This is a genomic window from Gemmatimonadota bacterium (assembly GCA_016720805.1).
Taxonomy (GTDB): Bacteria; Gemmatimonadota; Gemmatimonadetes; order Gemmatimonadales; family GWC2-71-9; genus Palsa-1233.
In genome coordinates this window covers 171,713-192,815 of record JADKJZ010000015.1, presented here as the reverse complement: position 1 = coordinate 192,815, position 21,103 = coordinate 171,713, and the positions used below count along the sequence as shown (strand labels likewise).

The following is a 21,103-nucleotide window of genomic DNA, read 5'->3' as shown; positions in this document are numbered from 1 at the left end:
CCGCAACGATCGCCCTCCCCCTTGGAGTCGACCCGATGCGCCGCACAATCTTCTTGCTCTGCGTCCTGTGGCCGACGACGGTCGGCGCGCAGGGCAGACAGTCGCCGTTGAACCAGCGGCCCCGCGCCGTCTCGATCAACGCCGAGTTCCTGCGACTCGCGTCGCTGACCGCCTTGTGGCCCGGGTACCGACCGGAGGGGATCCCGCTCGCGGTGTTCACCGGCGACCACACCTATCTCTTCCGGCATCCGTCGCCCCCACCGGAATTCACGACCGTTGATGGTGTCGCCTCGATGCCCGGGCGTCACCCAGCGGTAACGGCCAACAGCAGCGCAACCATTGGGGGGATTGGCACGGCCACACTCCTGGCCGACGGAGTACGTGGCGCGCTCCCCGTCACCGACCAAGCGGCCGTGGCGCTGCACGAGGCCTTTCATGTCTTCCAGCGGACGGTGCACTCGAGCTGGGCGGGAAACGAGGGCGATCTCTTCACTTATCCGGTCGAGCGCCCGGATCTCCTCCGATTGCGTCGGGAGGAGAGCGAGTACCTGCGTCGCGCGCTGGCCGCGGCCGCCTCGGCGAAGCGCTGCCTGACCCGCATGGCGATGATGCGCCGTGCAGAGCGCTTCACGGCAATGGATGCCGCGCATGTGGCCTATGAGCGCAACAGCGAGATGAATGAGGGGCTCGCGACCTATGTGCAATTGCGCGCCGTGGCCAAACGGAGTGTCGAGATCCCGATGGGGGACTTCCCGACGACTGCAGTCCGTCGGCGCGTCTATGCCACGGGGCCTGCGCTGGCCTTTCTGCTGGACGCGGCGCGACCAGGATGGCGCGAGGAGCTGGAGCGCAACGACTCGCTTCGACTCGATCCGATGCTCGCGCAGGCCGTCGCCGACGCCCCAGGCCGTTGTGATTTGCCCGCCGGGGTGACGGCCCGAATGGCAAGAACGGCGACGGCTGATGTTCGCCGCCTCGCGGCGGAGCGGATCTCCGCCCGCTTGGCCTTCGACCGCCTCGCCGGGTGGCGACTGGTGATCGAGCCGGCGATCGGGGCGCCGCTCTGGCCGCAGGGATTCGACCCGCTGAACATCGCCCAGGTCGCCGGGGGCACGCTGCACCATCGGATGCTGAAGCTCGGCAATGATTCACTCTCGATCAGCATGGTCGATGGCGAGGGCGTCGACTTCGAGGCGCTGACCGAGGCGGCGGGTGCCCATCCGCTCTTCAACGGGATTCGCCGTGCCGAGTTCGTGTTGCCGTCGCAGCCGATGATCACCCGGGAGGGAAGCGTGGTGACGATCAGCGCCCCCGGACTGCAGGGACGCTTCGCGGGGATGGAGGTGGTGGAAGCGCCGAATCGGGTCGTCGTGCGGATCCGTCGCTAGGGGAGCGGATACCGCAGGAGGTGCAACAGCCCGTCCCCGTCCTCGCGGGTGGCGTAGAAGACGCCTCGTCCCATGCCGACGAGCTTGACCTGCGGGGGGAGGCGCACCGCGTCGATGTGCTTTCCCTGGGCGTTGAGCAGATCGAACCGGTCGCCCGCGGCGCGCGTCGGATCGGTGACCAGCACCCAGGCGCGGTCGCGGGAGTCGACATGGATCGTGGCCGAACGCACTAGCGGCAGGGTGGCGGGCCATCGGTCGGGGGCACCGGCCTCGAGCTTCGGCATCTTCCCGCCCGGACCGCTCGCCAGCTCGCCAGTGAGACGACGCTTGAGCTCAGCAACGGTCTCTTGCAGGTGACGGGCCTTGTCGGCGGCCGTCACCGGTGTCGGCGTGAAGGGAATCGCCGCGGCCTTCGTGCTAATGCCATCGATGTTGAAGATCTCCGGCCGATAGTCGCCGCCATGCACCACCAGGACCCGGCCGTCCGGAAAGACCCCCCACCCGGTGACCGGCTGAAATCCCGGGGCGATGACGCGCACCACGCCCGGTGGAGCGGTGCGATCGGGACGAAGGGTCGGTGTCGCGAAGCGGAGCAGGGTGTCTGTCCGCTGGGTGGCAAGCGTGACCCGAACCAGCGTCGTGGTATCGGGCGAGAACGCCGGTCGCATTGGGACGAACCACCGGCCGCCAGCGACGGCCGCAGGCAGGATGCGTGAGAGCTCCCCCATGCGACTGTCACCCCAGCTGCCCAACATGGCGCCGTTGGGCGCGATCACGGAGATGCGGCTGTTGGCGGGGTCCCAGAGGAGGACCGAGTCGCCGGCGGCGCGGTGGAGTGCCGAGACGACGCGATATTCGAGGGGGCCGGCACCCTGACGTGCCACGTCAGTGAGGCGACCGCTCCTGAAGTCGGCGGCGCTGAACCTCCGCTCGACGGCATCGTAGATCAGCACGCGCCCGTCGGCCAGTTCGGCGAAGTGCATTACCGAAGAAAACGGCGTGGGAAACATCGCCGGCGTGCTGGTGATGGCGCGTGGGGCCTGGGAGCTGAGCGGGGCTGCGAGGAGCGCCAACGCGAGGAGATGTCCGTTCACAGGTCGTCCTTCTTGCCCATGTACTTGAGCTCCACCTGCATGCGGTAGAGCATGCGTTCGCGCTCGAGGTATTCGAGCTGGACCCGCCGGAACTCGACTTCGGTGATCGTGCCCGCCTTCCGCTGCGTCTCCGCCTGCGCAAGCCGTTCCTTGTCGAACTCGAACAGTTCCCTTGTCCGCCCCACTTCGATCTGCATCGCTTCCTGCTGCTGGAGTCGGGTCACCTCGGCGGGGGAGAGGCGCTCCTTGAGGAACTGGGCGCGCAGGCGAAGCTGCATGGCGACCAACTGCATCTCCCGATGCGCATCCACGGCCCGCATGCGGGCATCGATGGCAGCGCTCGGGGGGTCGAGTCCCAGCTTCACGCGACGGTCGGCCTCCACCGCCAGCCGCGTGGCACCGTCCTCCTCCCGCAACGCGAGCGGGGCCCGCAACCTGAGCCGATCAAGGACGAAATCGCGGCCGCCAACCAGCGGCGCGGAGAGCTCGTTCCGCGGCAGCGCATTGGTCAACCGCACTTCGGCCAGATCGAGGTCGAGTCGCTGCAGTTCGGTCTCGCTCACGCGCTGCTCGCGCGCGGCCTCCATCAGCGCGCGCGCCGGCATCCCCCCGACGCGCACGGCCGCATCGATCCGCTTGACCTCCTCCTTCGCCAAGTCGAGCCGAAAGCCCTGGAGCTCGCGCTCGGCCAGGATCGACCGCTCGATCTCGCTCCGTGTCCGGGCATCCCGGACCTGGGCGGACGCGAACTGGCCGCCAACGCCGAGAGCGGCGCCGAGCACCAGAACGGCCGCGATGCGTCCCCAGTCGCGCCAGCGGGCCGAGGGAGCTCGTGGAATCATGGGAATCGCGTCGGCTTCTCGGTAGGCACGGAGCACGGCCTCCTCGAGGCCGGCGACGAACGCGGGCGTCGGGGCGTGCAGGTCGTCCGGGGTGCTCATGGCAGCCCTCCTTCGATGGTTGGCAGAATCGGTTCGAGTTCGCGCCGCAACCGCTCGCGCGCGCGTCGCAGTCGTCCTTCGACCGCGCGTTCGGTAATCCCCATCACCTCGGCGAGTCGCGCCACGCGGAGTCGCTCGAAGTGGAAGGCCTCGAGCAGTTGGGCCTCGTCCGGGGGAAGTCGAGTCAGTGCATCGGTCACCGCGACCGCAATCAGGGTCGAATCCCCGACGACATCACGCTCGAGCGCGTCGAGGATCTCCCCCGGGGGCACCGCGTCGATCGGGAGCACGGTGCGCTTGCGGAGCTGATTGAGGAGGAGGTTGCGGGCGACGGTCGTCAGCCACGCCAACGGGACAGCGGGGAGTCCGGTTCGGCGCCACTCGCGCACGGCACGGAGCCAGGCCTCCTGGGTGATGTCCTCGGCGAGTGACCGCTCCCCGCCGCAGCGCCGGGACACAAAGCCGTACAACGCCACCACCGTCTCGCGGTAGATGGCGGTGATCTCGGCTTCGGTCGGTGGCTGGAGCATTGTGGTCCGGGAAGGGGTCACCTACATGACACCCGAGGCGGGGAAAACCCACGCGCCCCCGCCCCGGAGGAGGTCAGCGCCGCTTTGCCTCGATCTGGGCGAGGCGGGTGGCGACGATGCGCTGAATCAGCGCAGGGGTCAGCGGCTGGTCGGGGGAGAAGCGAATCGTCCCCTTGCCGCTGGTGTCGTAGGCCTTGGTCGCAGCGGCCGGGAGCGCCGGTACGCCGTACACGGCGCAATGGTGCGTCGCCGCGCCGAAGTAGATCAGCACCTTCCCCTGATACTTCAGGGTCGGCAGGCCGTACGAGATCGACTCGACGGCGCCCGGGGCCTCGGTGTGAAGCGCCTTCCGGAGCTTCTGGAGCACGGTCCGCTGGGCCGCCGGAAGCTTCGCGAGGTACTCGTCGATTGTCGTCGATGCGGGTTGGCGCATGTCGGCTCCGTGATGCGGACTGGCCTTCAAGTATCACCCCGAGTGCCTGTTCGCGGAATCAGCGGCGGTCTCTATCTTCCTTCCATGATCCTCGTCCTCGACAACTACGACTCCTTCACCTGGAACCTGGTCCAGTACCTGGGCGAACTCGGCGCCGAGCCGTCGGTGGTCCGGAATGACCAGGTGACGGTCGACGAGGCCATCGCACTCCGTCCCGCGGCCATTCTGGTCTCACCGGGACCCTGCACGCCCTCGGAGGCCGGGATCTCGGTCCCGCTGGTTCGCGCCGCGGCCGCGGCCGGCATCCCGCTGCTCGGCGTTTGCCTCGGGCACCAGGCGATCGGCGAGGCTTTCGGGGGCACGGTGGTCCGGGCCGATCGCCTGATGCACGGGAAGACCAGCGAGATCGCCCACGACGGGTCGCGCCTCTTTCAGGACGTCGCCGCCCCGATGTCGGTGATGCGGTACCACTCGCTGGTGATCGACCCGCCGACGGTCCCCGCCGTCCTCGAGGTGACGGCCTGGACCACGGATCGGCCTGCCGGGAGCGAGATCATGGCGGTGCAGCACCGGACCGCCCCGGTCTGGGGCGTCCAGTTCCACCCGGAGTCGGTCGCGACGCCGGACGGGAAGCGGTTGCTGGTCAACTTCCTCCGCCTCGCGGGGCTTGACAGCTAATCGTTTGTTGATCAAGCAGTTACCCACATTCTGGCGGCTCCGGCACGCATTTTGACTCCGGGGCCACTCCCGCATAGTTTAGAGCGTGCCTGTCCTGCTTGTCGTGCCCGCTCGCGTCGGCTCGACGCGTCTCCCGAGAAAACCGTTGCAGCTCCTTGGTGGGGCCCCACTTGTGGCCCGCGTCATCGAGCGCGCCCGCACGGTCCGCGGCGTCGACCGCCTCGTGCTCGCCACCGACTCCGAAGAGATCGCCGAAGCTGTGGATCCGTGGGGGGTCGAGGTCGTCATGACTTCGGCCGATCATGAGAGCGGCACCGATCGCGTGGCCGAGGTCGCACGTCACCCGGTCTACTCGGCCTACGACATCGTGGTCAACCTGCAGGGCGACGAGCCGTTCATGCCCGCCGAGGCGGTCGCAGGCGCAATCCGGAAGGCCCAGGAAGGTGACGACATCGGCACGGCGGCCGCGCCGCTCAACCCCGACCTCCGCCACGAGCCGGCGCTGGTGAAGGTCGTCTGCGACGCCAATGGCCGGGGACTCTACTTCTCGCGTGCCGCGATCCCGCATGTCCGAGACGCCGCCGACCTCGCCGGCACCCGGTGGTGGCAGCACCTCGGTGTCTACGCCTACCGTCGGGAGGCGTTGCTCCGCGTGACCGCCCTCCCGACCTGCATGCTGGAACGCGCCGAGCGGCTGGAACAGCTCCGCGCCCTCGACGCCGGTCTCACGATCGGCGTTGCCCTGCTCGACAACCCGGCGCCTGCCGGGATTGATACCCCAGACGACCTGGCTGCCGCCGCCGTGCGGTGGCGCGAACTGACCGAGGATTCCCGATGACCACTCCCGTCCGCACCACCAAGTACATCTTCGTCACTGGTGGCGTGGTCTCGTCATTGGGGAAGGGCATTGCCGCGGCCTCATTGGGACGGCTGCTCGTGGAGCGCGGGCTCTCGGTCACGATGATGAAGTTCGACCCGTACATCAACGTCGACCCGGGGACGATGTCGCCGTTCCAGCACGGCGAGGTCTACGTCACCGATGATGGTGCCGAGACCGACCTCGACCTCGGCCACTATGAACGCTTCATCGACCGCTCCCTCTCGCAGCAGAACAACATCACCACCGGCCGGATCTACCAGACCGTGATCGGCAAGGAACGCCGTGGCGAGTACAATGGCGGGACGGTGCAGGTGATTCCGCACATCACCGACGAGATCAAGAGCGCACTGCGCCGCACCGCGCCGGGCCACGACGTGGTGCTGATCGAGGTCGGTGGCACGGTCGGCGACATCGAGTCGCTGCCGTTCCTCGAGGCGATCCGGCAGTTCCGCCAGGATGTCGGCCGCGAGAATGCGCTGTTCGTGCACCTCACGCTGGTGCCGTGGATTGCCGCAGCCGGCGAGCTCAAGACCAAGCCGACGCAGCACTCGGTGCGCGACCTCATGCAGGTCGGTATCCAGCCCGACATGCTGATCTGCCGTAGCGAGCGGCCGCTCGGTGCCGACATCAAGCGGAAGATCGCGCTCTTCTGCAACGTCGACTTCTCCGCGGTGATCGAGTCGCCCGACGTGAAGAGCATCTATGAGCTGCCGCTGCGCTTCTCGGAGCAGGGCTTCGATCGCGAGGTCTGCTCGCGCCTCCGCCTCGAGACGCCGGAGCCGGACCTCAGCACCTGGGGGGCGATGGTCGGCCGGATCCTCGAGCCGCAGCATCGGGTGCGCATTGCCGTGGTCGGCAAGTACACCGACCTCCACGACGCCTACAAGTCGGTCGGCGAGGCCTTGTTGCACGGCGGCATCCCCCACAACACCGGCGTCTCGATCGAGTGGCTCGGCAGCGACCGCTTCACCTCACCCGAGGCGGCCGGCGAGATCCTCAAGGACTACGACGGACTGCTGGTGCCGGGCGGCTTCGGCGAGCGTGGCGTCGAGGGAATGATCCAGGCGATCAGCTGGGCGCGGCAGCATGAATTGCCGTTCTTCGGCATCTGCCTCGGCCTGCAGGTCGCGATCATCGAATTCGCCCGCAACGTCTGCGGTATGACGGGCACGACATCCACGGAGTTCGCGCCCGATTGCCCCGATCCCGTCATCGCCCTGATGGCGTCGCAGCGTGACGTGAAGGACCTGGGCGGGACGATGCGCCTCGGTGCGTATGCCGCCCGGCTTCGCGCCGGGAGCCACGCCGCCGAGGCGTACGGAACGCTCGAGATCTCGGAGCGGCATCGGCATCGGTGGGAGGTCAACAACGCCTACCGCGACGTGCTCGCGGAGCACGGCCTGCGACTCTCGGGGCAATCGCCCGACGGCGGGCTGGTCGAGATGATCGAATTGCCGAACCATCCGTGGTTCGTCGGCTGCCAGTTCCATCCGGAGCTGAAGAGCCGCCCGACGCGGCCGCACCCGCTCTTCGCGGCGTTCGTCGGCGCGGCACTCGCCAAGCACACCCGGAGCCACGGCTGATGGCACTCTGGCAATTCGGGCCAGGCCCCTTCTTGATCGCTGGGCCGTGCGTCGTCGAGGACGACGACACGATGCTCCGCGTCGGCGAGACGCTGGCCCGGATGGGCGAGAAGCACCAGCTCCGCGTCTGCTTCAAGGCCTCGTTCGACAAGGCGAATCGCGCCCGCGGCGACTCGCCGCGCGGTCCCGGCGTCGAGGCCGGACTGCGGGCGCTTGAGCGCGTGCGCGCCGCGACCGGCCTGCCGCTGCTCACCGACATTCATGAGTCGCATCAGGCGGCGGCCGCCGCGTCGGTGGTCGACGTGTTGCAGATCCCCGCCTTCCTGGTGCGGCAGACCGACCTGCTCGTCGCCGCTGGGGCGACGGGGAAGCCGGTGAACATCAAGAAGGGTCAGTGGATGCAGCCGGAGGCGATGGCGGGTGCCGTCGCCAAGGTGAAGAGCGCCGGCGCAGCGAGGTGGCGGTCACCGAGCGCGGCACCTTCTTCGGCTACGGCGACCTGGTGGTCGACCAGCGCTCGTTCGTGCGGATGCGCGAGGCGACCGGCGTCCCGACAATCTTCGATGGCACCCACTCGGTGCAGCAGCCCGGGCAGGCCGCCGGTGGCGCGAGCGGCGGCCTGCGTGAGTTCATCCCCGCACTGCTCGGCGCTGCGGCGGCAGCCGGTGCCGACGGCTTCTTCCTCGAGACCCATCCCGAGCCCGCGCGTGCCCTCTCCGACGCCGCGACGCAGTGGCCGCTCGACCGCCTCGACGCGCTGCTCGGGCGCACCATGGCGATCTGGCACGCCGCCCGCGAGGCCGGCGATGTTTGACATGGGCCGCGCCCGCAAGATCAAGCTGCTTGGCTTCGACGTCGACGGCGTCTTGACCGACAACGCCGTCTTCATCGGCGACGTCGGGGGGCAGCGCGTCGAGTTCAAGCGCTTCGACATTCATGATGGACTCGCCCATTCGCTCCTCAAGGGGAACGACATCGAGGTCGCCTGGATCAGCGGCCGGCAGTCCGAGGCCACCACGCACCGTGGCCAGGAGCTGCGCGTCCCCGACGTGCTGCAGGTGATTTCGACCACGAAGGTGGCCCACATCGAGGCACTGCTTGAGCGGAAGGGCCTCACGTGGGAGCAGATGGCGTTTGTCGGAGACGACCTTCCCGACGTGCCCGTCTTCGAGAAGGTCGGCCTCGCGATCGCCGTCGCCAATGGCCGTGACGAAGCGAAGCGCGCCGCCCATCACGTGACCGAGTCGCGCGGCGGCCATGGTGCCGTCCGCGAAGTCGTCGAACGGCTCCTCAAGAGCCGCGGCACCTTCGAGGCATCCGTCGCGCGCTACCTCGGCCGGCCTGAGTGGCACGCGTGACCAGCGCACTCGCCGCCGGTCGACGCACCATGCTGCTCGAGGCCGAGTCGGTGATGGCCGCGGCCGCGCGCCTCGACGAGCGCTTTGATCGCGCGGTCGAGTTGTTGGCCACTGGTGGCCGCGTGATCGTGAGCGGCATTGGCAAGTCGGGAGTGATCGCGCAGAAGATCGCGGCGACGCTCACCTCAACTGGCACTGCAGCGACCTACCTCCATCCGATCGAGTCGCTCCACGGCGACCTCGGCCTCGTCGATGCCGACAGCGTGGCGATCATCCTGAGCAAGAGCGGCGAGACGGACGAGCTGGTCGGGCTGCTCGCCGAGCTCGCGCGTCGTGCCGTGCCGCTGATCGCGATCGTTGGCGCCGTGGACTCGACGCTTGGTCGGGCAGCCACCATTGCGCTCGATGGGGCGGTGGCCGAAGAGGCGTGCCCGCATGACCTGGCGCCAACCACCAGCACGACCGTGGCGTTGGCATTGGGCGATGCGCTGGCCGTCGCGTTGCTGGAGCGAAAGGGATTTCGGCGCGAGGACTTTGCGGCGCTGCATCCAGGGGGCCGCCTCGGACGCCGCCTGCTCGTACGCGTCGCGGATGTGATGGTCCCTGCCGAATGGCAATTGCCAGCCTCCGCATCGATGCGAGAGGTCGTGGTGGCGCTCGCGAAGGGCCGCGGGCTGGCGCTGATCGTGGATGGCTCGACGCTGGCCGGCGTCATTTCGGCGGGCGACCTCACCCGCGTGGCCGAGCGGACCGCCGACTTCCTGAGCCTGCCCGCCGCAGAGGTGATGACCCGCGGACCGCGCACGGCGCACGCCGACGACCTGGCCGCCTCCGTGGTCGGGCTGATGGAACGGCACGGGATCGTTGCGGCACCGGTTCTCGATGCCGACGAGCGAGTGGTCGGCGTGGTCCATCTCCATGACCTGCTGCGGGCGGGGGTGGTCTGATGCGGCGGCTCATGCTGATGGGCACATTGCTGTTGGCCGCATGTGGCGACCGCGGCATCGAGCCACCGGTCGCGGCGGCGGGAGACTCGGCCGACCAGGTCATGAAGGGGATGGCGTTCAACGTCACGACGGAAGGGGTGAAGATCTCCAAGGTCGAGGCCGAGTCGGCGTGGGTGTACAACGCCCGCCAGATGAACGACCTCAAGAAGTTGAAGGTCACCTTCTACGACAAGGCCACCGGCAAGGAGACCTCGGTGGTGACCGCCGACAGCGGCTCGTACAACAAGAAGGACCAGACCCTCGACGCGCGCGGCAACGTCGTCGCCACCGCCGCGAACGGCAAGGTCCTCAAGAGTCCGCACCTGGTCTATGACAAGGTGCAGAACCTCATCTACTCGGACACCACCTACACCTTCACGTCACCCGATGGCGCCGGCTCCGGCGCGTCCTTCACTGCGGACCCCGATTTCAAGCAGATCCGCTCGCAGCGGATGGGTGGCCGTGTGAAGGGGAAGGGATTCGTGCTGCCGGGCCAGGAAGACGACAAGCCGACCGCGAAGGCCTCTGCGCCAAAGCCGGTCGTGAAGGGAGGCGGGAAGTGATGGCACGTCTCCTCCTCATGCTGGCGGCCCTGGTGGTCGTTGCCGTCCAGCCCGTTTCGGCGCAACAGCCCAAGCGTCGGGCCCCGGCGCCCAAGCGCTGCATTCTCGAGCTTGAGCGTGCCGTCGGGCGCGAAGCGGCGCAGATCGTCCCGTTCGAGGGGAACGAGAACTACTACTTCGGCGGGGACGTCCGCTTCCGCTGCCAAGGCCAGAACGTGCGCATCGGCGCCGACTCGGTGGAATCGATCAACGGTGACGTGGTCCGCTTCATCACCCGCGCCTACTATCGCGACGCCGATGTGGCCGTGCGGGCCGACACGCTCACCTATTACAAGCAGGGAGAGCGCCTCGAGGCCCGCGGGGCGGTCCACGTCATCACGAGCCGTGACTCGTCGACGCTCGACGGCCCCTACCTGGACTATCTCCGCGCCGTGAAGGGGGTCCGCGACAGCGCCGAGTCGGTGGCGATGCAGCGACCGACGCTCAAGGTCAAGCCGAAGCGCGCCGTCACCGACACCACCGCCGACAAGGGACCGTACACGATCGTGGCCGACCTGCTCCGGGGGTTCGGATCGTCCCGGCTGAGCGGTCGGGGCAATGTCACCATCAATCGCAGCGACTTGGCAGGGCAGGGTGATTCCCTCCTCTACACCAGCGGCACTGCGGGGCGGACCATCCTCACCGGGGCTCCCGCGAGCTGGCGACGCACTGGTTCCGACTCCTTCAAGGTGACCGGGAAGGACATCCGGCTTGGCCTGACCAACGAGGTGCTCGACGACTTGCGTGCCTACGGTGACGGCGACGTGCACCAGGATTCCACCCGAGTCTCCGGCGACTCGGTGGCGCTTCGCTTCAAGGACGGCAAGCTCGAGCAGACCGACGCCTGGGGAAAGGCCACGCAGGCGCACGCGACCCGAGCCGGGTACGACATCCGCGGCGACTCGCTTGTCGTCAAGACGCCGGGCGAGGTCCTGCAGTCGATCTTCGTGCGTGGGCGCGGATCGATCCAGAACCCGGTCGACACGACGATTGCGCTGCCTGCTCCGGACAGCACTGCCGACAGCACCGCGACGCCCACACGCGAACGTGACACCCTGTGGGGCAACCGGATCGCGGCGGAGTTTGCCCAGGCAGACTCTGCCGGCACCATGCTGACCCGCCTGCTGCACGTCGAGGCGATCGGCACGGCCCGGTCCCTGATGACGCAACAGGTCGAGAAGAATGGCAAGACCACCCCGACGATCAACTACTCTCGTGCCGACACCATTCGGGTGACGATGAAGCCGTATCCCGGCAGTGGTTTCGACGAGGTCCGCATGAACGGACACGTCGACGGCGTCCAGCTCGAGACGGCGTCGCTCGGCAAGAAGGCCGTGCTGCCAGCCAAGAGGCCGACCCCATGAGCGTCCTCAAGGCTGAAGGGCTGCGGAAGAGCTATCGCAAGCGCGCCGTCGTCGACGGCGTCTCGATCGAGCTTGCCCAGGGAGAAATCGTCGCGCTCCTTGGCCCCAACGGTGCCGGGAAGACGACGACCTTCTACCTCGTCACGGGATTGATTCGCCCGGATGCCGGTCGGATCTTCCTCGACGACACCGAGCTCACCGATCAGCCGATGTACCGCAGGGCACGGATGGGCATCGGGTACCTGGCGCAGGAGCCCTCGATCTTCCGCCGGATGACGGTCGAGGAGAACGTGCTCGCGATCCTCGAGACGCTCCCGCTCGCCAAGGCCGAGCGACTGGCCAAGCTCGACGAGATGCTGGCCGAGCTCGATCTCACATCGCTGCGGAAATCCCCGGCCTACACCCTCTCGGGTGGCGAACGGCGTCGGCTGGAGATTACCCGGGCGCTCGCCACGAATCCCAAGTTCATGCTGCTGGACGAGCCCTTCGCCGGCGTCGACCCGATCGCGGTGCACGACATTCAGCAGATCGTCGCGTCGCTTCGGGACCGGGGCATCGGCGTGTTGATCACGGATCACAACGTGGAGCAGACGCTGGAAATCGTCGATCGCGCCTACATCATGCATTCCGGTACGGTCCAGGCGGCTGGCCTTGTCGCCGAACTGGTGTGGAACGATCACGTCGCGGATGTCTATCTCGGACCGACCCTGACCGCACGCCTTCGGGCGCGGACGGAGCAGCCCGCATGAAGACTGGCATGCAGCAGCAGACGGGGCTCCGCCAGGAGCTGCGGATCAACCCACGCCTGTACCAGGCGATGGACATGCTGTACATGCCGATGCTCGACCTGCAGCAGCATCTGCAGGCCGAGCTCCTCAACAACCCCTTCCTCGAGCTCGAGGAACCGGAGGAAGAGGAAGTCCCCGAGAAGACCACCGAGGAGCAGCAGGAAGAGGTCAAGAAGGACGACGAAGTCGACTGGGAGGAGATCCTCCTGAATGGCTTCGACGTCGGCGGCCAGAAGGAGCAGTACGAACAGCTGGAGTACGTGGAGCCCGTCTCGGTCGAGAGCCGCGACCTCGCCGATCACCTCCGTGACCAGTTGCAGATGCTCGACCTCCCGGCCCGGCAGCGGCTGCTCTGCGAGGAGATCATCGGCAACATCAACGACGATGGCTATCTCGGCTGCGACGCCGAGGTGATCCTCGCCTCGGCCAACCACTGGCTCCTCTCCAACAACCCCGCGCTGCGCCCGGCCTTCGATCCGGAGGACCACGACCCCTTCGATCTCGTGGAGGAGGAGCTCGACGAAGCGCCGGTGCTGACCAACGGCCACGCGGCCGGCCTCCCGGCAGGCGTGACGATCTTCATGCCCGAGGAATTCGACGCGGCCCTGAAGGTGGTGCAGGCGCTGGACCCGGCCGGCATCGCGGCTCGCTCGCTGCAGGAGTGCCTGCTGCTCCAGTTGAAGGACGTCGGTGACTCGACCTCGCTCTCGTACCGGATCGTGGAACAGGCGTTTCCGGACCTGATCGCGCACCGATGGAACGACCTGGCCCGCCGCTTCGGCGTCGAACCGCGTGAGGCGCAGACCGCCGCCGACGAACTGGGCCGGCTCGATCCGAAGCCGGGGCTCAAGTATGCCGACCGCGCCGAGGCCTATGTCACGCCCGACTTGATTGTCGACCGGATCGAGGGCCGCTACCAGGTATTCCTCAACGACACCGGTGTGCCGCGACTCCGGCTCTCCCGCGCGTACCAGGACATCGCCCGGCAGAAGGGCGGGATGACGCAGGAAAACAAGGACTTCATCGCCTCGCGGATGAACAGCGCGACCTGGATGGTGCAAGCCATCGAGCAGCGCCGGCAGACGATGCTCAAGGTGATGAACTTCATCGTCGACCGACAGCGCGAGTTCTTCGAGAAGGGCGTCGAGTACCTCAAGCCGCTGACACTGCGCGAGGTCGCCGAGGTGATCTCGATGCACGAGTCGACCGTGTCGCGCGTCACCAACGAGAAGTACGTCCAGACGCCGCGCGGGGTGCTGCCACTCAAGTTCTTCTTCTCGTCGGCGCTCTCGACCGCCTCGGGCGAGGACGCCTCGGCCCGCTCGATCCGCGCCAAGCTGGAGAAGATGGTCGCCGAGGAGAAGCCGGCGAAGCCGCTCACCGACCAGCAGATCGTCCACCTCTTCGAGGAGCAGGGCATCCAGATCGCCCGGCGGACCGTGGCCAAGTATCGCGACCAGCTCGGCATCCTCCCGGCCCGCATGCGGAAGCGCGTATGAGCGAGCGCGCGATTGTCTCCGTGCTGGTGCCGGCCAAGGACGAGGCCGAGAATCTCCCCGAGTTCCTGCGGCAGTGCGCCGAGGCGTTGCCGAGAATCGGGGCACCCGCCGAGGTCGTCGTCGTGGACGACGGGTCTCGTGACGCGACGCCGCAGGTGCTGGCGCAGCTACAGGCGCAGTACTCCTTCCTTCGGGTGGTGACCCATCGCCGGCAGCGTGGCATCGCCGACGCGCTGCGGAGCGCGGGGATGCGGCCGAAGGCGACATCTTCGTCTTCTACCCGGCCGACCTGCAGTACAAGCCGGAAGACATCCCGCAGCTGGTCGCCCCGATCCTGGCCGGCAACGCCGACATCGTGACCGGCACCAAGCAGGGGAAGTACGAGAAGGCGTTTGTCTCGACGGTGTACAACACCCTCTGCCGCTGGCTCTTCGGCGTGCGCGTCACCGACCTGAATTCGGTGAAGGCATACCGCCGCGAGGTGATGGCACACGTCCCGATGCGGCCCGACTGGCATCGCTTCATGGTGGTGATCGCCGCGGCGGACGGCTTCCGGCTGACGTCGACCCCGGTGCCGCTCTATCCACGCACGGCGGGGACGTCGAAGTTCACCTGGACGCGCATTCCGATCGGCGTGCTCGACTTGCTCTCGGTCTGGTTCCAGCTCCGCTTTGGCCGCAAGCCGATGCTCTTCTTCGGCCTCGCGGGCGCGTTGATCTTCCTCCTCGGCTTCGTGGCCGGCGTCGTGGCGATCGTGCTGCGCTTCACCATCCACGCCGACGTGGCGCTGTTGGTGTCGCTGGTGCAGACACTGCTCATCATGGGTGTGGTGCTCTTCGGATTCGGCTTCCTCGGCGAGCTGGTGGCCAACCTTCGCGAGGAGCAGCGCGAACTGGTGCGTCGCCTCGAGTCCGACCGGCGTGGCTGAGCCGCTCCGCGTGGTGTTCCTCACCCACAACTACCCGCGGGAGCGGGGTGATGTGGCAGGGGCCTTCCTCCATCCGCTGGCCGTGGCGCTCCGCGACCGCGGCGTGGATGTCCGGGTGGTGACGCCGAGCGATGCGGGGAAGGGAGGACGCGGAACGCTCGATGGTGTGCCGGTGCATCGCGTCAGGTATGGAACGCCGGAACGCGAACAGTTCGCCCAATCAGGCAAGCTCGCGACCGCCATCAAGTCCCCGCAGGGGCTTCGGGCACTCGCGGGGATGATCCGCTCCCTCCGGGCTGGCACGCGCGAAGAGCTGGAGGGGGCGGCACGCGGGGTGGTGCACGCCCACTGGTGGTTTCCGTCGGGGCTCGCCGCCCCATCCGACACACCGCTGGTGATCACCTGTCACGGCACCGATGTGCGGATGCTCGAGAAGGGTGCGCCGGCCAGGTGGTTGGCGAAACGGCCATTCCGTCGGGCGAGGCGGGTTACCACGGTCTCACGCTCGCTCGCTGACGCGCTTCGCCTGCACGGCGCCAGGGTTGACGACGACAGCGTCGTCCCGATGCCGGTGACCGCGATGAAGCGGCCGTGGAGCGTCGGTGGTGGGGGAATCGTCGTGCTGGGTCGGCTCACCGAGCAGAAGCGGGTCCACCTCGCCGTTGATGCATACGCGCTTGCGCGGCAGCAGGGCTGCACCTTGCCCCTGGTGATCGCCGGAGATGGCGCGACACGCGCGGGGCTGCAGTCGCAGGTCGGCGGACTGGGCCTTTCGGCCTCCGTCCGATTCCTCGGTGCGGTGGCCCCGACCGATGTCCCGGCCCTTCTGGCGACGGCGGATGCCTGCCTGATGCCGGCGCAGGGCGAAGGGTTTGGGCTCGCGGCCGCAGAGGCCCTGATGCAGGGCGTCCCGGTGATCGCCTGCACCGATGGCGGCGGATTGCTCGACGTGGTGCCGGTGGAGGGGGCGGGGCGCCGGGTGGCACCGGAGCCTGCCGCATTGGCGACGGCGCTGATGGCCGTGCTGCACGATCCCGATGCGAAGACGACGGCCCGGGTGACGGGCGAGGCCTGGCGAATCCGATTGGCTCCCGAGTTCGTGGCGGAGCGTTTTCTCACCTGGTACGGCGAGGCGCTCGATGAGTAAGCAATTCTGGCGGGTGATCCAGACGGTCACCGGGGTGGCGATCATCGTCTTCATCGGGCTCCGGCTTGCCGACGACTGGTCGTTGGTCACCTCGGAACCGATCGAGTGGCACTTCCGATGGGAGTTCATCATCGCATCGCTGCTGGTCACCTGGGTGATGTACGGCCTGCTCATCTGGGGGTGGCGCGCGGTGCTGCACGGCTGGCGGCAGTACATCCGCGCCGTCGACGCCGCGCGCATCTGGTGCCTTTCCTCGCTCGGCAAGTACATCCCCGGCAAGGTCTGGTCGATCGCCGGGATGGCGGCGATGTCCGAGAAGCAGGGCGTCTCCGGCGTCGCGGCGATCGGGTCGGCCGTCATCATGCAGCTCGTGTCGCTGGCGACTGGTGCGGTGGTGGCGCTGATGTTCACGGGCACGGTGGTCCTCGACCGCGTGCTCGCCCCGTACACCCCATACGGCAGCCTGCTGGCCTTTGCCGGCGCCGCCTTCGCGCTGCTCTGCGCGTTCGCCCTCACGCTGCCGTCACTCACGCGGCGCCTGGGCCACCTGATCGGCAAGCCCGACTCGGTGAAGCCGGTCGAGCCCGGTGCATTGGCCGGCGCGCTCTTCGTCAACTTCCTCGCATGGGGCGGCTACGGCCTGGCGTTCCAGTTGCTGTTGCTCGGGACGATCCCGTCCCTCGACCTGAACTGGACCACCGCAACCGGTGCCTTCGCGGCGTCCTACATCGTCGGCTACCTCGCCCTCGTCGTGCCCGGCGGCCTCGGCGTGCGGGAAGGGGTGCTGGTGCTGTTGCTGAAGGGATCACTTGGCATCGGACCGGCGGTCGCCCTCGCAGCCGCCTCCCGCATCACGCTCACCATCAACGAAATCGGCGCTGCGGTGCCGTTCCTTCTCATGCGGAGACCGTCGCGTGACGACGCCTGATTCGCGCCCTGCCTTTGAGCCGCGTCCGCCCCTGCTGTGGGCCGGCGTCGTCTTCGTCCTTGCGGCACTCACGCTCTGCTGGCCGTTGTTCACGGGCCAGTATCTCGGCGGTGACGACCAGGTCATCGCGGGATACGCCTTCCGCGAGTTCGGCGCCAACTACTTCAAGGCGCACGGCAGCATCCCGCAGTGGAACCCGTACATCTTCGGCGGGATGCCGTTCATCGCGGCGATGCACGGCGACATCTTCTACCCGACCGCCTGGCTCCGCTGGCTGGTGCCGACCGACCTCGGCATGTCGCTCGGCTTCTTCCTGCACCTGATCATCGCCGGCGTGGCCATGTACTCCCTGCTGCGCGCGCTCAAGCTCTCCTGGACGGCCGCCGTCGTCGGCGGCCTCGGCTACGAGCTCTCGGGCATCCTCGTCTCGATGATGCGCAACGGGCACGACGGCAAGCTCTTCGTCTCGGCGCTGGCGCCGTTCGCCTTCCTGGCCCTGCTCCGCGGCATCCGCCACGGCAAGGTGAGCGCCTTCGGCTGGTACGCGCTGATCATCGGCCTCTGCATGCTGTCGCCCCACTACCAGATGACCTATTACCTCCTGGTGGCGTCGGGGCTGTTCACGTTGTGGCTCACCTTCTGGGACAAGGAGCGGGAGCGCCCCAAGGCGCCGATCGCGGACATGGGGCTTGCCGCGATGGGCGTGGCGCTCGGCGTCGGCATCGGGATGATCCAGGGACTGCCGTTCCTCAAGTACATCCCCTTCTCGCCGCGTGCGCCCGGGAGTGCGTCGTCGGGTTGGGCATACGCGACGTCCTACGCGATGCCAGTGGAAGAATTGATGACCACCATCCTGCCGCAGTTCAACGGGATGATGGAGAACTACTGGGGCAGCAACTTCTTCAAGAGCCACACCGAGTATGTCGGCGCAATCGTGATCATTCTCGCCATTCTCGGGCTCGGTGCCGCAAAGAGGCGCGGCCTGCTTCTCGGCTTCGGCATGATCGCCGCGCTCTTCCTGCTGGTGGCGTTCGGCGGGCATACGCCGTTCTACCGACTCTGGTTCGAAGTCATGCCGATGATGCAGAAGGTCCGCGCGGCCGGCATGGCCTTCTTCCTGGTCGCGTTGCCGATCTGCGTCTGGGCGGGCCTCGGCGCCGAGCGTCTGCTCAAGGGGGAGGTCAGCCCGAAGCATCTCAACATCGTCCTGGGCGTCTTCGCGTTCATCGCGGTGCTCGGCGTGGCGGGCGCCCTGCAAGGGGTCGCCGAGGGCGTGGCGAGCAGCATCGGCTCGGGTCTCGACCCGCAGATGACGGGACGCATCACCCAGCAAGTCAGCGCCAACGCCGGCGAGCTCCGGGCCGGTTCGCTTCGGATGTTGCTGGTCGTCCTCCTTGGAGGCGGGCTATTGGTCGCGGTCCAGCGCCGTGCGCTGACCGGGGCACTGGCTGCGGGGGCGATGATCATCGCGCTCTGGGGCGACAACTGGAGCCTGCTGCGCCGCTTCCCGGAGTGGCTGCCGCCGGCCTCGGTCACGTACGCCGACGACCAGCTGATGACCGAGATGCGGAAGTCGACCCACCCGTACCGGAGTTACGACCCATTGGGGAGGGGAGACGCAGCGAACTTGTACAAGGGATCGTGGCTGATGGCCGACACCATCCCGACGCTCTTCGGGTACCACGGCAACGAGAGCCGCTTCTTCGACGAGCTCTTTGGTGGCAAGAACGACTGGCCGAACCAGTTCGCCCCGACGTTGCTCGATCTGTACGCCGTCAAGTACATCGTCGCCAACCAGGATGTGGCGAAGGCGTTTCCGGGATACCGTCAGACCCTCGGCCCGGTCTCGTTTTCAAGCACGATGGGCCGGGCCGCCCTGGCCGGCCACCTGTTCGAGCGGGACAGCACGGCGCAGTGGGTGCGGATCGTCCCGGGGGCCGTGAAGGTGCCCGACGCCCAGATCATCCCGACGGTGGTGGATCCGCGTTTCCCGGTGAGCCGAGTGGTGCTCTATGACGACACGACGACGGTGCCGGGGGTGCAGACGGGGCAGGCGATCCCCGAGCCCTCGCCGGTGACGGCGTCGCTGGCGAGTTGGGAACCTGGCGCGATGAAAGTCGTACTGAGCGGCAGTGACCCGAAGACCACCTATCTGCTGGTGGCGGAGAACTGGTATCCGGGGTGGACGGCGGTGGTCGACGGGACGCCGACTCCGACCCTCCGGGCCAATCACGCGATGCTCTCGGTAGCGGTGCCGCCGGGGGCCAAGGAAGTGACGCTGCGCTACGAGACGCCGGGGTACGGGACCGGCAAGTTGATCACCCTGGGGTCGCTCGCCGGAGCGCTCCTGCTGCTGGCGGCCGGACGATTCCGGCCGCGGACCATGAATGCCTGAACGTGCGCTGGTGGTGGTGCCGACCTACAACGAACGCGAGAACCTTCCCCAGATCGTCCCGGCGATCCTGGCGCAGGACCCGCGTCTCGAGGTGCTGGTCGTCGATGACGGCTCCCCCGACGGGACCGGGCAGCTGGCCGACGCGATGGCGGCGGCCGACCCGCGGGTGCATGTGCTGCACCGAACCGCCAAGCAGGGGCTGGGGCGGGCCTACCTGGCCGGCTTCACCTGGGCGCTGCCGAAGGGCTATGACTTCATCTTCGAGATGGACGCCGACTTCTCCCACGACCCCAAGGCGCTCCCGGCCTTCCTGACCGCGATTCAGGATGCCGACCTCGTCCTCGGCTCCCGGTACGCGACCGGGGTCAACGTCATCAATTGGCCGATGAGCCGGTTGCTGCTGTCGTGGTTTGCCAACAAGTACGTCCACTGGATCACCCGGCTGCCGCTGACCGACGCCACCGGTGGGTTCAAGTGCTTCCGGCGGGAGGTCCTGGCGGCGATCCCGTTCGAGGAAGTGCGTTGCAACGGCTACGCCTTCCAGATCGAGATGTCCTACCGGACCTACTGCAAGGGTTTCCGGCTCAAGGAGATTCCGATCATCTTCGTCGACCGGGTCGAGGGGCAGAGCAAGATGGACCAGAGGATTGTCCGGGAGGCGGTCTGGATGGTCTGGTGGCTCAAACTCCAGGCGATCCTCGGGAGGCTCAAATGAGCGTGGTCTTCTTCAAGCTGACCGGTTCGGGGAATGACTTCGTCATGGTCGACGGCCGCTCGACGACCCCGGCCGATTGGCCGGTCGAGCGGATCCGGGCCATCTGCGACCGGCGCAACGGGATCGGAGCCGATGGCTTCGTGATCCTGACACCGGTCGGGCCGGACGCCGTGGAGATGACCTTCTACAACTCCGACGGCTCGGCGGCCCCGATGTGCGGGAACGCCGCCCTCTGCTCGACCCGTCTGGCCGCCCACCTCGAGATGGCCGACCCGGCCGGGATGACCCTGGTCACCGGGGCGGGGAGCTTCCGGACCCGGTGCGTCGGGGAAGGGCACATGGCAGAGCTCAATCTCCCCGACACCGACATCCCGGTCGAGACCGGGATTCCGACAGTGGCAGGGGAGGGGTGGGTCCGTCTGGGTCGTGTCGGGGTGCCGCATCTGGTCGTCATGACGGAAGACGTGGCCGCGGTCGACCTTCCGACCCGGGGCCGGGAGCTCCGGTTCCACGAGCTGGCCGGCGTGGGTGGGGCCAACGCCAACTTCGTGTCGCGGACCTCACGTTCTACTGGAACTGCAACCTCGAAAGTGGATGAACCGCAGTGGGCTGTGCGGACCTACGAGCGAGGAGTTGAGGCGGAAACGATGGCCTGCGGGACCGGCACGGTGACCGCGGCGTTGGCGATTGCCGCCCTGGGCATGGACCAGCTGCCGCTCCGGTTCCGGACCGAGAGTGGTCGATTGCTGGCGGTCAATGCCAGCCTCGAGGGGGGCCGGGCCACCCAGATCTGGCTCTGCGGTGAGGGCCGCCTGGTGGCCCGAGGGGTCTGGCTGGACGTGTGACCACCACTACCGGAGGGTTTC

At 67.8% G+C, this 21,103-nt stretch carries 21 protein-coding genes and 1 pseudogene; 18 read left to right on the top strand and 4 right to left on the bottom strand.

Annotated features, from left to right (window positions below; translation table 11 throughout):
• Nucleotides 1-35: 35 nt before the first annotated feature.
• Entirely contained in the window at nucleotides 36-1,388 is a 1,353-nt protein-coding gene (locus IPP98_16310) for a hypothetical protein (protein ID MBL0180647.1), read from the top strand.
• Here the strand turns inward: IPP98_16310 and IPP98_16305 are convergent.
• The 4 genes from IPP98_16305 to IPP98_16290 all read right to left on the bottom strand — a co-directional run bounded on the left by IPP98_16305 (nucleotide 1,385) and on the right by IPP98_16290 (nucleotide 4,386).
• Complete coding sequence (locus IPP98_16305) at nucleotides 1,385-2,482, bottom strand: hypothetical protein (protein MBL0180646.1); 1,098 nt, start codon at nucleotides 2,480-2,482, stop codon at nucleotides 1,385-1,387. The genes IPP98_16310 and IPP98_16305 overlap by 4 nt on opposite strands.
• A complete protein-coding gene (locus IPP98_16300; GenBank protein ID MBL0180645.1) occupies nucleotides 2,479-3,423 on the bottom strand; it encodes a hypothetical protein in 945 nt (314 codons plus the stop codon). Before IPP98_16300 ends, IPP98_16305 begins: the two co-directional genes overlap by 4 nt.
• On the bottom strand, nucleotides 3,420-3,953 hold the full coding sequence (locus IPP98_16295; GenBank protein MBL0180644.1) for a sigma-70 family RNA polymerase sigma factor: 534 nt from the start codon (nucleotides 3,951-3,953) through the stop codon (nucleotides 3,420-3,422). The genes IPP98_16300 and IPP98_16295 overlap by 4 nt, the downstream gene beginning before the upstream one ends.
• 73 nt (nucleotides 3,954-4,026) lie before the next feature.
• Nucleotides 4,027-4,386, bottom strand: a complete 360-nt coding sequence (locus IPP98_16290) for a DUF1801 domain-containing protein (GenBank protein ID MBL0180643.1) — start codon at nucleotides 4,384-4,386, stop codon at nucleotides 4,027-4,029.
• An 84-nt stretch (nucleotides 4,387-4,470) separates the two neighbouring features.
• Here IPP98_16290 and IPP98_16285 point away from each other — a divergent pair, with 84 nt between their 5' ends.
• The 17 genes and pseudogenes from IPP98_16285 (at nucleotide 4,471) to dapF (ending at nucleotide 21,082) form a co-directional block, all read left to right on the top strand.
• On the top strand, nucleotides 4,471-5,064 hold the full coding sequence (locus IPP98_16285; GenBank protein MBL0180642.1) for an aminodeoxychorismate/anthranilate synthase component II: 594 nt from the start codon (nucleotides 4,471-4,473) through the stop codon (nucleotides 5,062-5,064).
• Nucleotides 5,065-5,149: 85 nt separating this feature from the next.
• Nucleotides 5,150-5,902 (top strand): 3-deoxy-manno-octulosonate cytidylyltransferase, encoded by a 753-nt coding sequence (kdsB, locus tag IPP98_16280; protein ID MBL0180641.1) that lies wholly within the window; start codon nucleotides 5,150-5,152, stop codon nucleotides 5,900-5,902.
• Nucleotides 5,899-7,527, top strand: a complete 1,629-nt coding sequence (locus IPP98_16275; GenBank protein MBL0180640.1) for a CTP synthase — start codon at nucleotides 5,899-5,901, stop codon at nucleotides 7,525-7,527. The genes kdsB and IPP98_16275 overlap by 4 nt, the downstream gene beginning before the upstream one ends.
• Nucleotides 7,527-8,341, top strand: a pseudogene (kdsA, locus tag IPP98_16270) (3-deoxy-8-phosphooctulonate synthase). Before IPP98_16275 ends, kdsA begins: the two are co-directional and overlap by 1 nt.
• 1 nt (nucleotide 8,342) lies before the next feature.
• Nucleotides 8,343-8,885 carry an HAD hydrolase family protein gene (locus tag IPP98_16265; protein ID MBL0180639.1) on the top strand — a complete coding sequence of 181 codons (543 nt, stop codon included), beginning with the start codon at nucleotides 8,343-8,345 and terminating at the stop codon, nucleotides 8,883-8,885.
• 29 nt (nucleotides 8,886-8,914) lie between these two features.
• A complete protein-coding gene (locus tag IPP98_16260; GenBank protein ID MBL0180638.1) occupies nucleotides 8,915-9,832 on the top strand; it encodes a KpsF/GutQ family sugar-phosphate isomerase in 918 nt (305 codons plus the stop codon).
• Nucleotides 9,832-10,434 (top strand): LPS export ABC transporter periplasmic protein LptC, encoded by a 603-nt coding sequence (gene lptC / locus IPP98_16255; GenBank protein ID MBL0180637.1) that lies wholly within the window; start codon nucleotides 9,832-9,834, stop codon nucleotides 10,432-10,434. Before IPP98_16260 ends, lptC begins: the two co-directional genes overlap by 1 nt.
• Entirely contained in the window at nucleotides 10,434-11,837 is a 1,404-nt protein-coding gene (locus IPP98_16250; GenBank protein ID MBL0180636.1) for a hypothetical protein, read from the top strand. Before lptC ends, IPP98_16250 begins: the two co-directional genes overlap by 1 nt.
• On the top strand, nucleotides 11,834-12,586 hold the full coding sequence (lptB, locus tag IPP98_16245; GenBank protein MBL0180635.1) for an LPS export ABC transporter ATP-binding protein: 753 nt from the start codon (nucleotides 11,834-11,836) through the stop codon (nucleotides 12,584-12,586). Before IPP98_16250 ends, lptB begins: the two co-directional genes overlap by 4 nt.
• Nucleotides 12,583-14,124, top strand: a complete 1,542-nt coding sequence (gene rpoN, locus IPP98_16240; protein MBL0180634.1) for an RNA polymerase factor sigma-54 — start codon at nucleotides 12,583-12,585, stop codon at nucleotides 14,122-14,124. Before lptB ends, rpoN begins: the two co-directional genes overlap by 4 nt.
• The gene (locus IPP98_16235; protein ID MBL0180633.1) at nucleotides 14,121-14,483 is read left to right on the top strand and encodes a glycosyltransferase; all 363 of its coding nucleotides are present in this window, start codon (nucleotides 14,121-14,123) and stop codon (nucleotides 14,481-14,483) included. Before rpoN ends, IPP98_16235 begins: the two co-directional genes overlap by 4 nt.
• Nucleotides 14,480-15,052 carry a hypothetical protein gene (locus tag IPP98_16230; GenBank protein MBL0180632.1) on the top strand — a complete coding sequence of 191 codons (573 nt, stop codon included), beginning with the start codon at nucleotides 14,480-14,482 and terminating at the stop codon, nucleotides 15,050-15,052. The genes IPP98_16235 and IPP98_16230 overlap by 4 nt, the downstream gene beginning before the upstream one ends.
• A complete protein-coding gene (locus IPP98_16225) occupies nucleotides 15,045-16,199 on the top strand; it encodes a glycosyltransferase family 4 protein (protein ID MBL0180631.1) in 1,155 nt (384 codons plus the stop codon). The genes IPP98_16230 and IPP98_16225 overlap by 8 nt, the downstream gene beginning before the upstream one ends.
• Nucleotides 16,192-17,127, top strand: coding sequence for a flippase-like domain-containing protein (locus IPP98_16220; GenBank protein MBL0180630.1), 936 nt, complete (start codon nucleotides 16,192-16,194; stop codon nucleotides 17,125-17,127). The genes IPP98_16225 and IPP98_16220 overlap by 8 nt, the downstream gene beginning before the upstream one ends.
• Complete coding sequence (locus tag IPP98_16215) at nucleotides 17,114-19,522, top strand: YfhO family protein (GenBank protein ID MBL0180629.1); 2,409 nt, start codon at nucleotides 17,114-17,116, stop codon at nucleotides 19,520-19,522. Before IPP98_16220 ends, IPP98_16215 begins: the two co-directional genes overlap by 14 nt.
• On the top strand, nucleotides 19,515-20,237 hold the full coding sequence (locus IPP98_16210) for a polyprenol monophosphomannose synthase (protein MBL0180628.1): 723 nt from the start codon (nucleotides 19,515-19,517) through the stop codon (nucleotides 20,235-20,237). The genes IPP98_16215 and IPP98_16210 overlap by 8 nt, the downstream gene beginning before the upstream one ends.
• Nucleotides 20,234-21,082 (top strand): diaminopimelate epimerase, encoded by an 849-nt coding sequence (gene dapF, locus IPP98_16205; GenBank protein MBL0180627.1) that lies wholly within the window; start codon nucleotides 20,234-20,236, stop codon nucleotides 21,080-21,082. The genes IPP98_16210 and dapF overlap by 4 nt, the downstream gene beginning before the upstream one ends.
• Nucleotides 21,083-21,103: the final 21 nt, after the last annotated feature.

What these genes read in the sequence shown, in the direction of transcription:
- IPP98_16310 (MBL0180647.1), top strand. Translation starts at nt 36, where the DNA reads ATGCGCCGCACAATCTTCTTGCTCTGCGTCCTGTGGCCGACGACGGTC.
- IPP98_16300 (MBL0180645.1), bottom strand. Translation starts at nt 3,423, where the DNA reads ATGAGCACCCCGGACGACCTGCACGCCCCGACGCCCGCGTTCGTCGCC.
- IPP98_16295 (MBL0180644.1), bottom strand. Translation starts at nt 3,953, where the DNA reads ATGCTCCAGCCACCGACCGAAGCCGAGATCACCGCCATCTACCGCGAG.
- IPP98_16290 (MBL0180643.1), bottom strand. Translation starts at nt 4,386, where the DNA reads ATGCGCCAACCCGCATCGACGACAATCGACGAGTACCTCGCGAAGCTT.
- IPP98_16285 (MBL0180642.1), top strand. Translation starts at nt 4,471, where the DNA reads ATGATCCTCGTCCTCGACAACTACGACTCCTTCACCTGGAACCTGGTC.
- IPP98_16275 (MBL0180640.1), top strand. Translation starts at nt 5,899, where the DNA reads ATGACCACTCCCGTCCGCACCACCAAGTACATCTTCGTCACTGGTGGC.
- IPP98_16265 (MBL0180639.1), top strand. Translation starts at nt 8,343, where the DNA reads ATGGGCCGCGCCCGCAAGATCAAGCTGCTTGGCTTCGACGTCGACGGC.
- IPP98_16260 (MBL0180638.1), top strand. Translation starts at nt 8,915, where the DNA reads ATGCTGCTCGAGGCCGAGTCGGTGATGGCCGCGGCCGCGCGCCTCGAC.
- lptC (MBL0180637.1), top strand. Translation starts at nt 9,832, where the DNA reads ATGCGGCGGCTCATGCTGATGGGCACATTGCTGTTGGCCGCATGTGGC.
- IPP98_16250 (MBL0180636.1), top strand. Translation starts at nt 10,434, where the DNA reads ATGGCACGTCTCCTCCTCATGCTGGCGGCCCTGGTGGTCGTTGCCGTC.
- lptB (MBL0180635.1), top strand. Translation starts at nt 11,834, where the DNA reads ATGAGCGTCCTCAAGGCTGAAGGGCTGCGGAAGAGCTATCGCAAGCGC.
- rpoN (MBL0180634.1), top strand. Translation starts at nt 12,583, where the DNA reads ATGAAGACTGGCATGCAGCAGCAGACGGGGCTCCGCCAGGAGCTGCGG.
- IPP98_16235 (MBL0180633.1), top strand. Translation starts at nt 14,121, where the DNA reads ATGAGCGAGCGCGCGATTGTCTCCGTGCTGGTGCCGGCCAAGGACGAG.
- IPP98_16220 (MBL0180630.1), top strand. Translation starts at nt 16,192, where the DNA reads ATGAGTAAGCAATTCTGGCGGGTGATCCAGACGGTCACCGGGGTGGCG.
- IPP98_16210 (MBL0180628.1), top strand. Translation starts at nt 19,515, where the DNA reads ATGCCTGAACGTGCGCTGGTGGTGGTGCCGACCTACAACGAACGCGAG.
- dapF (MBL0180627.1), top strand. Translation starts at nt 20,234, where the DNA reads ATGAGCGTGGTCTTCTTCAAGCTGACCGGTTCGGGGAATGACTTCGTC.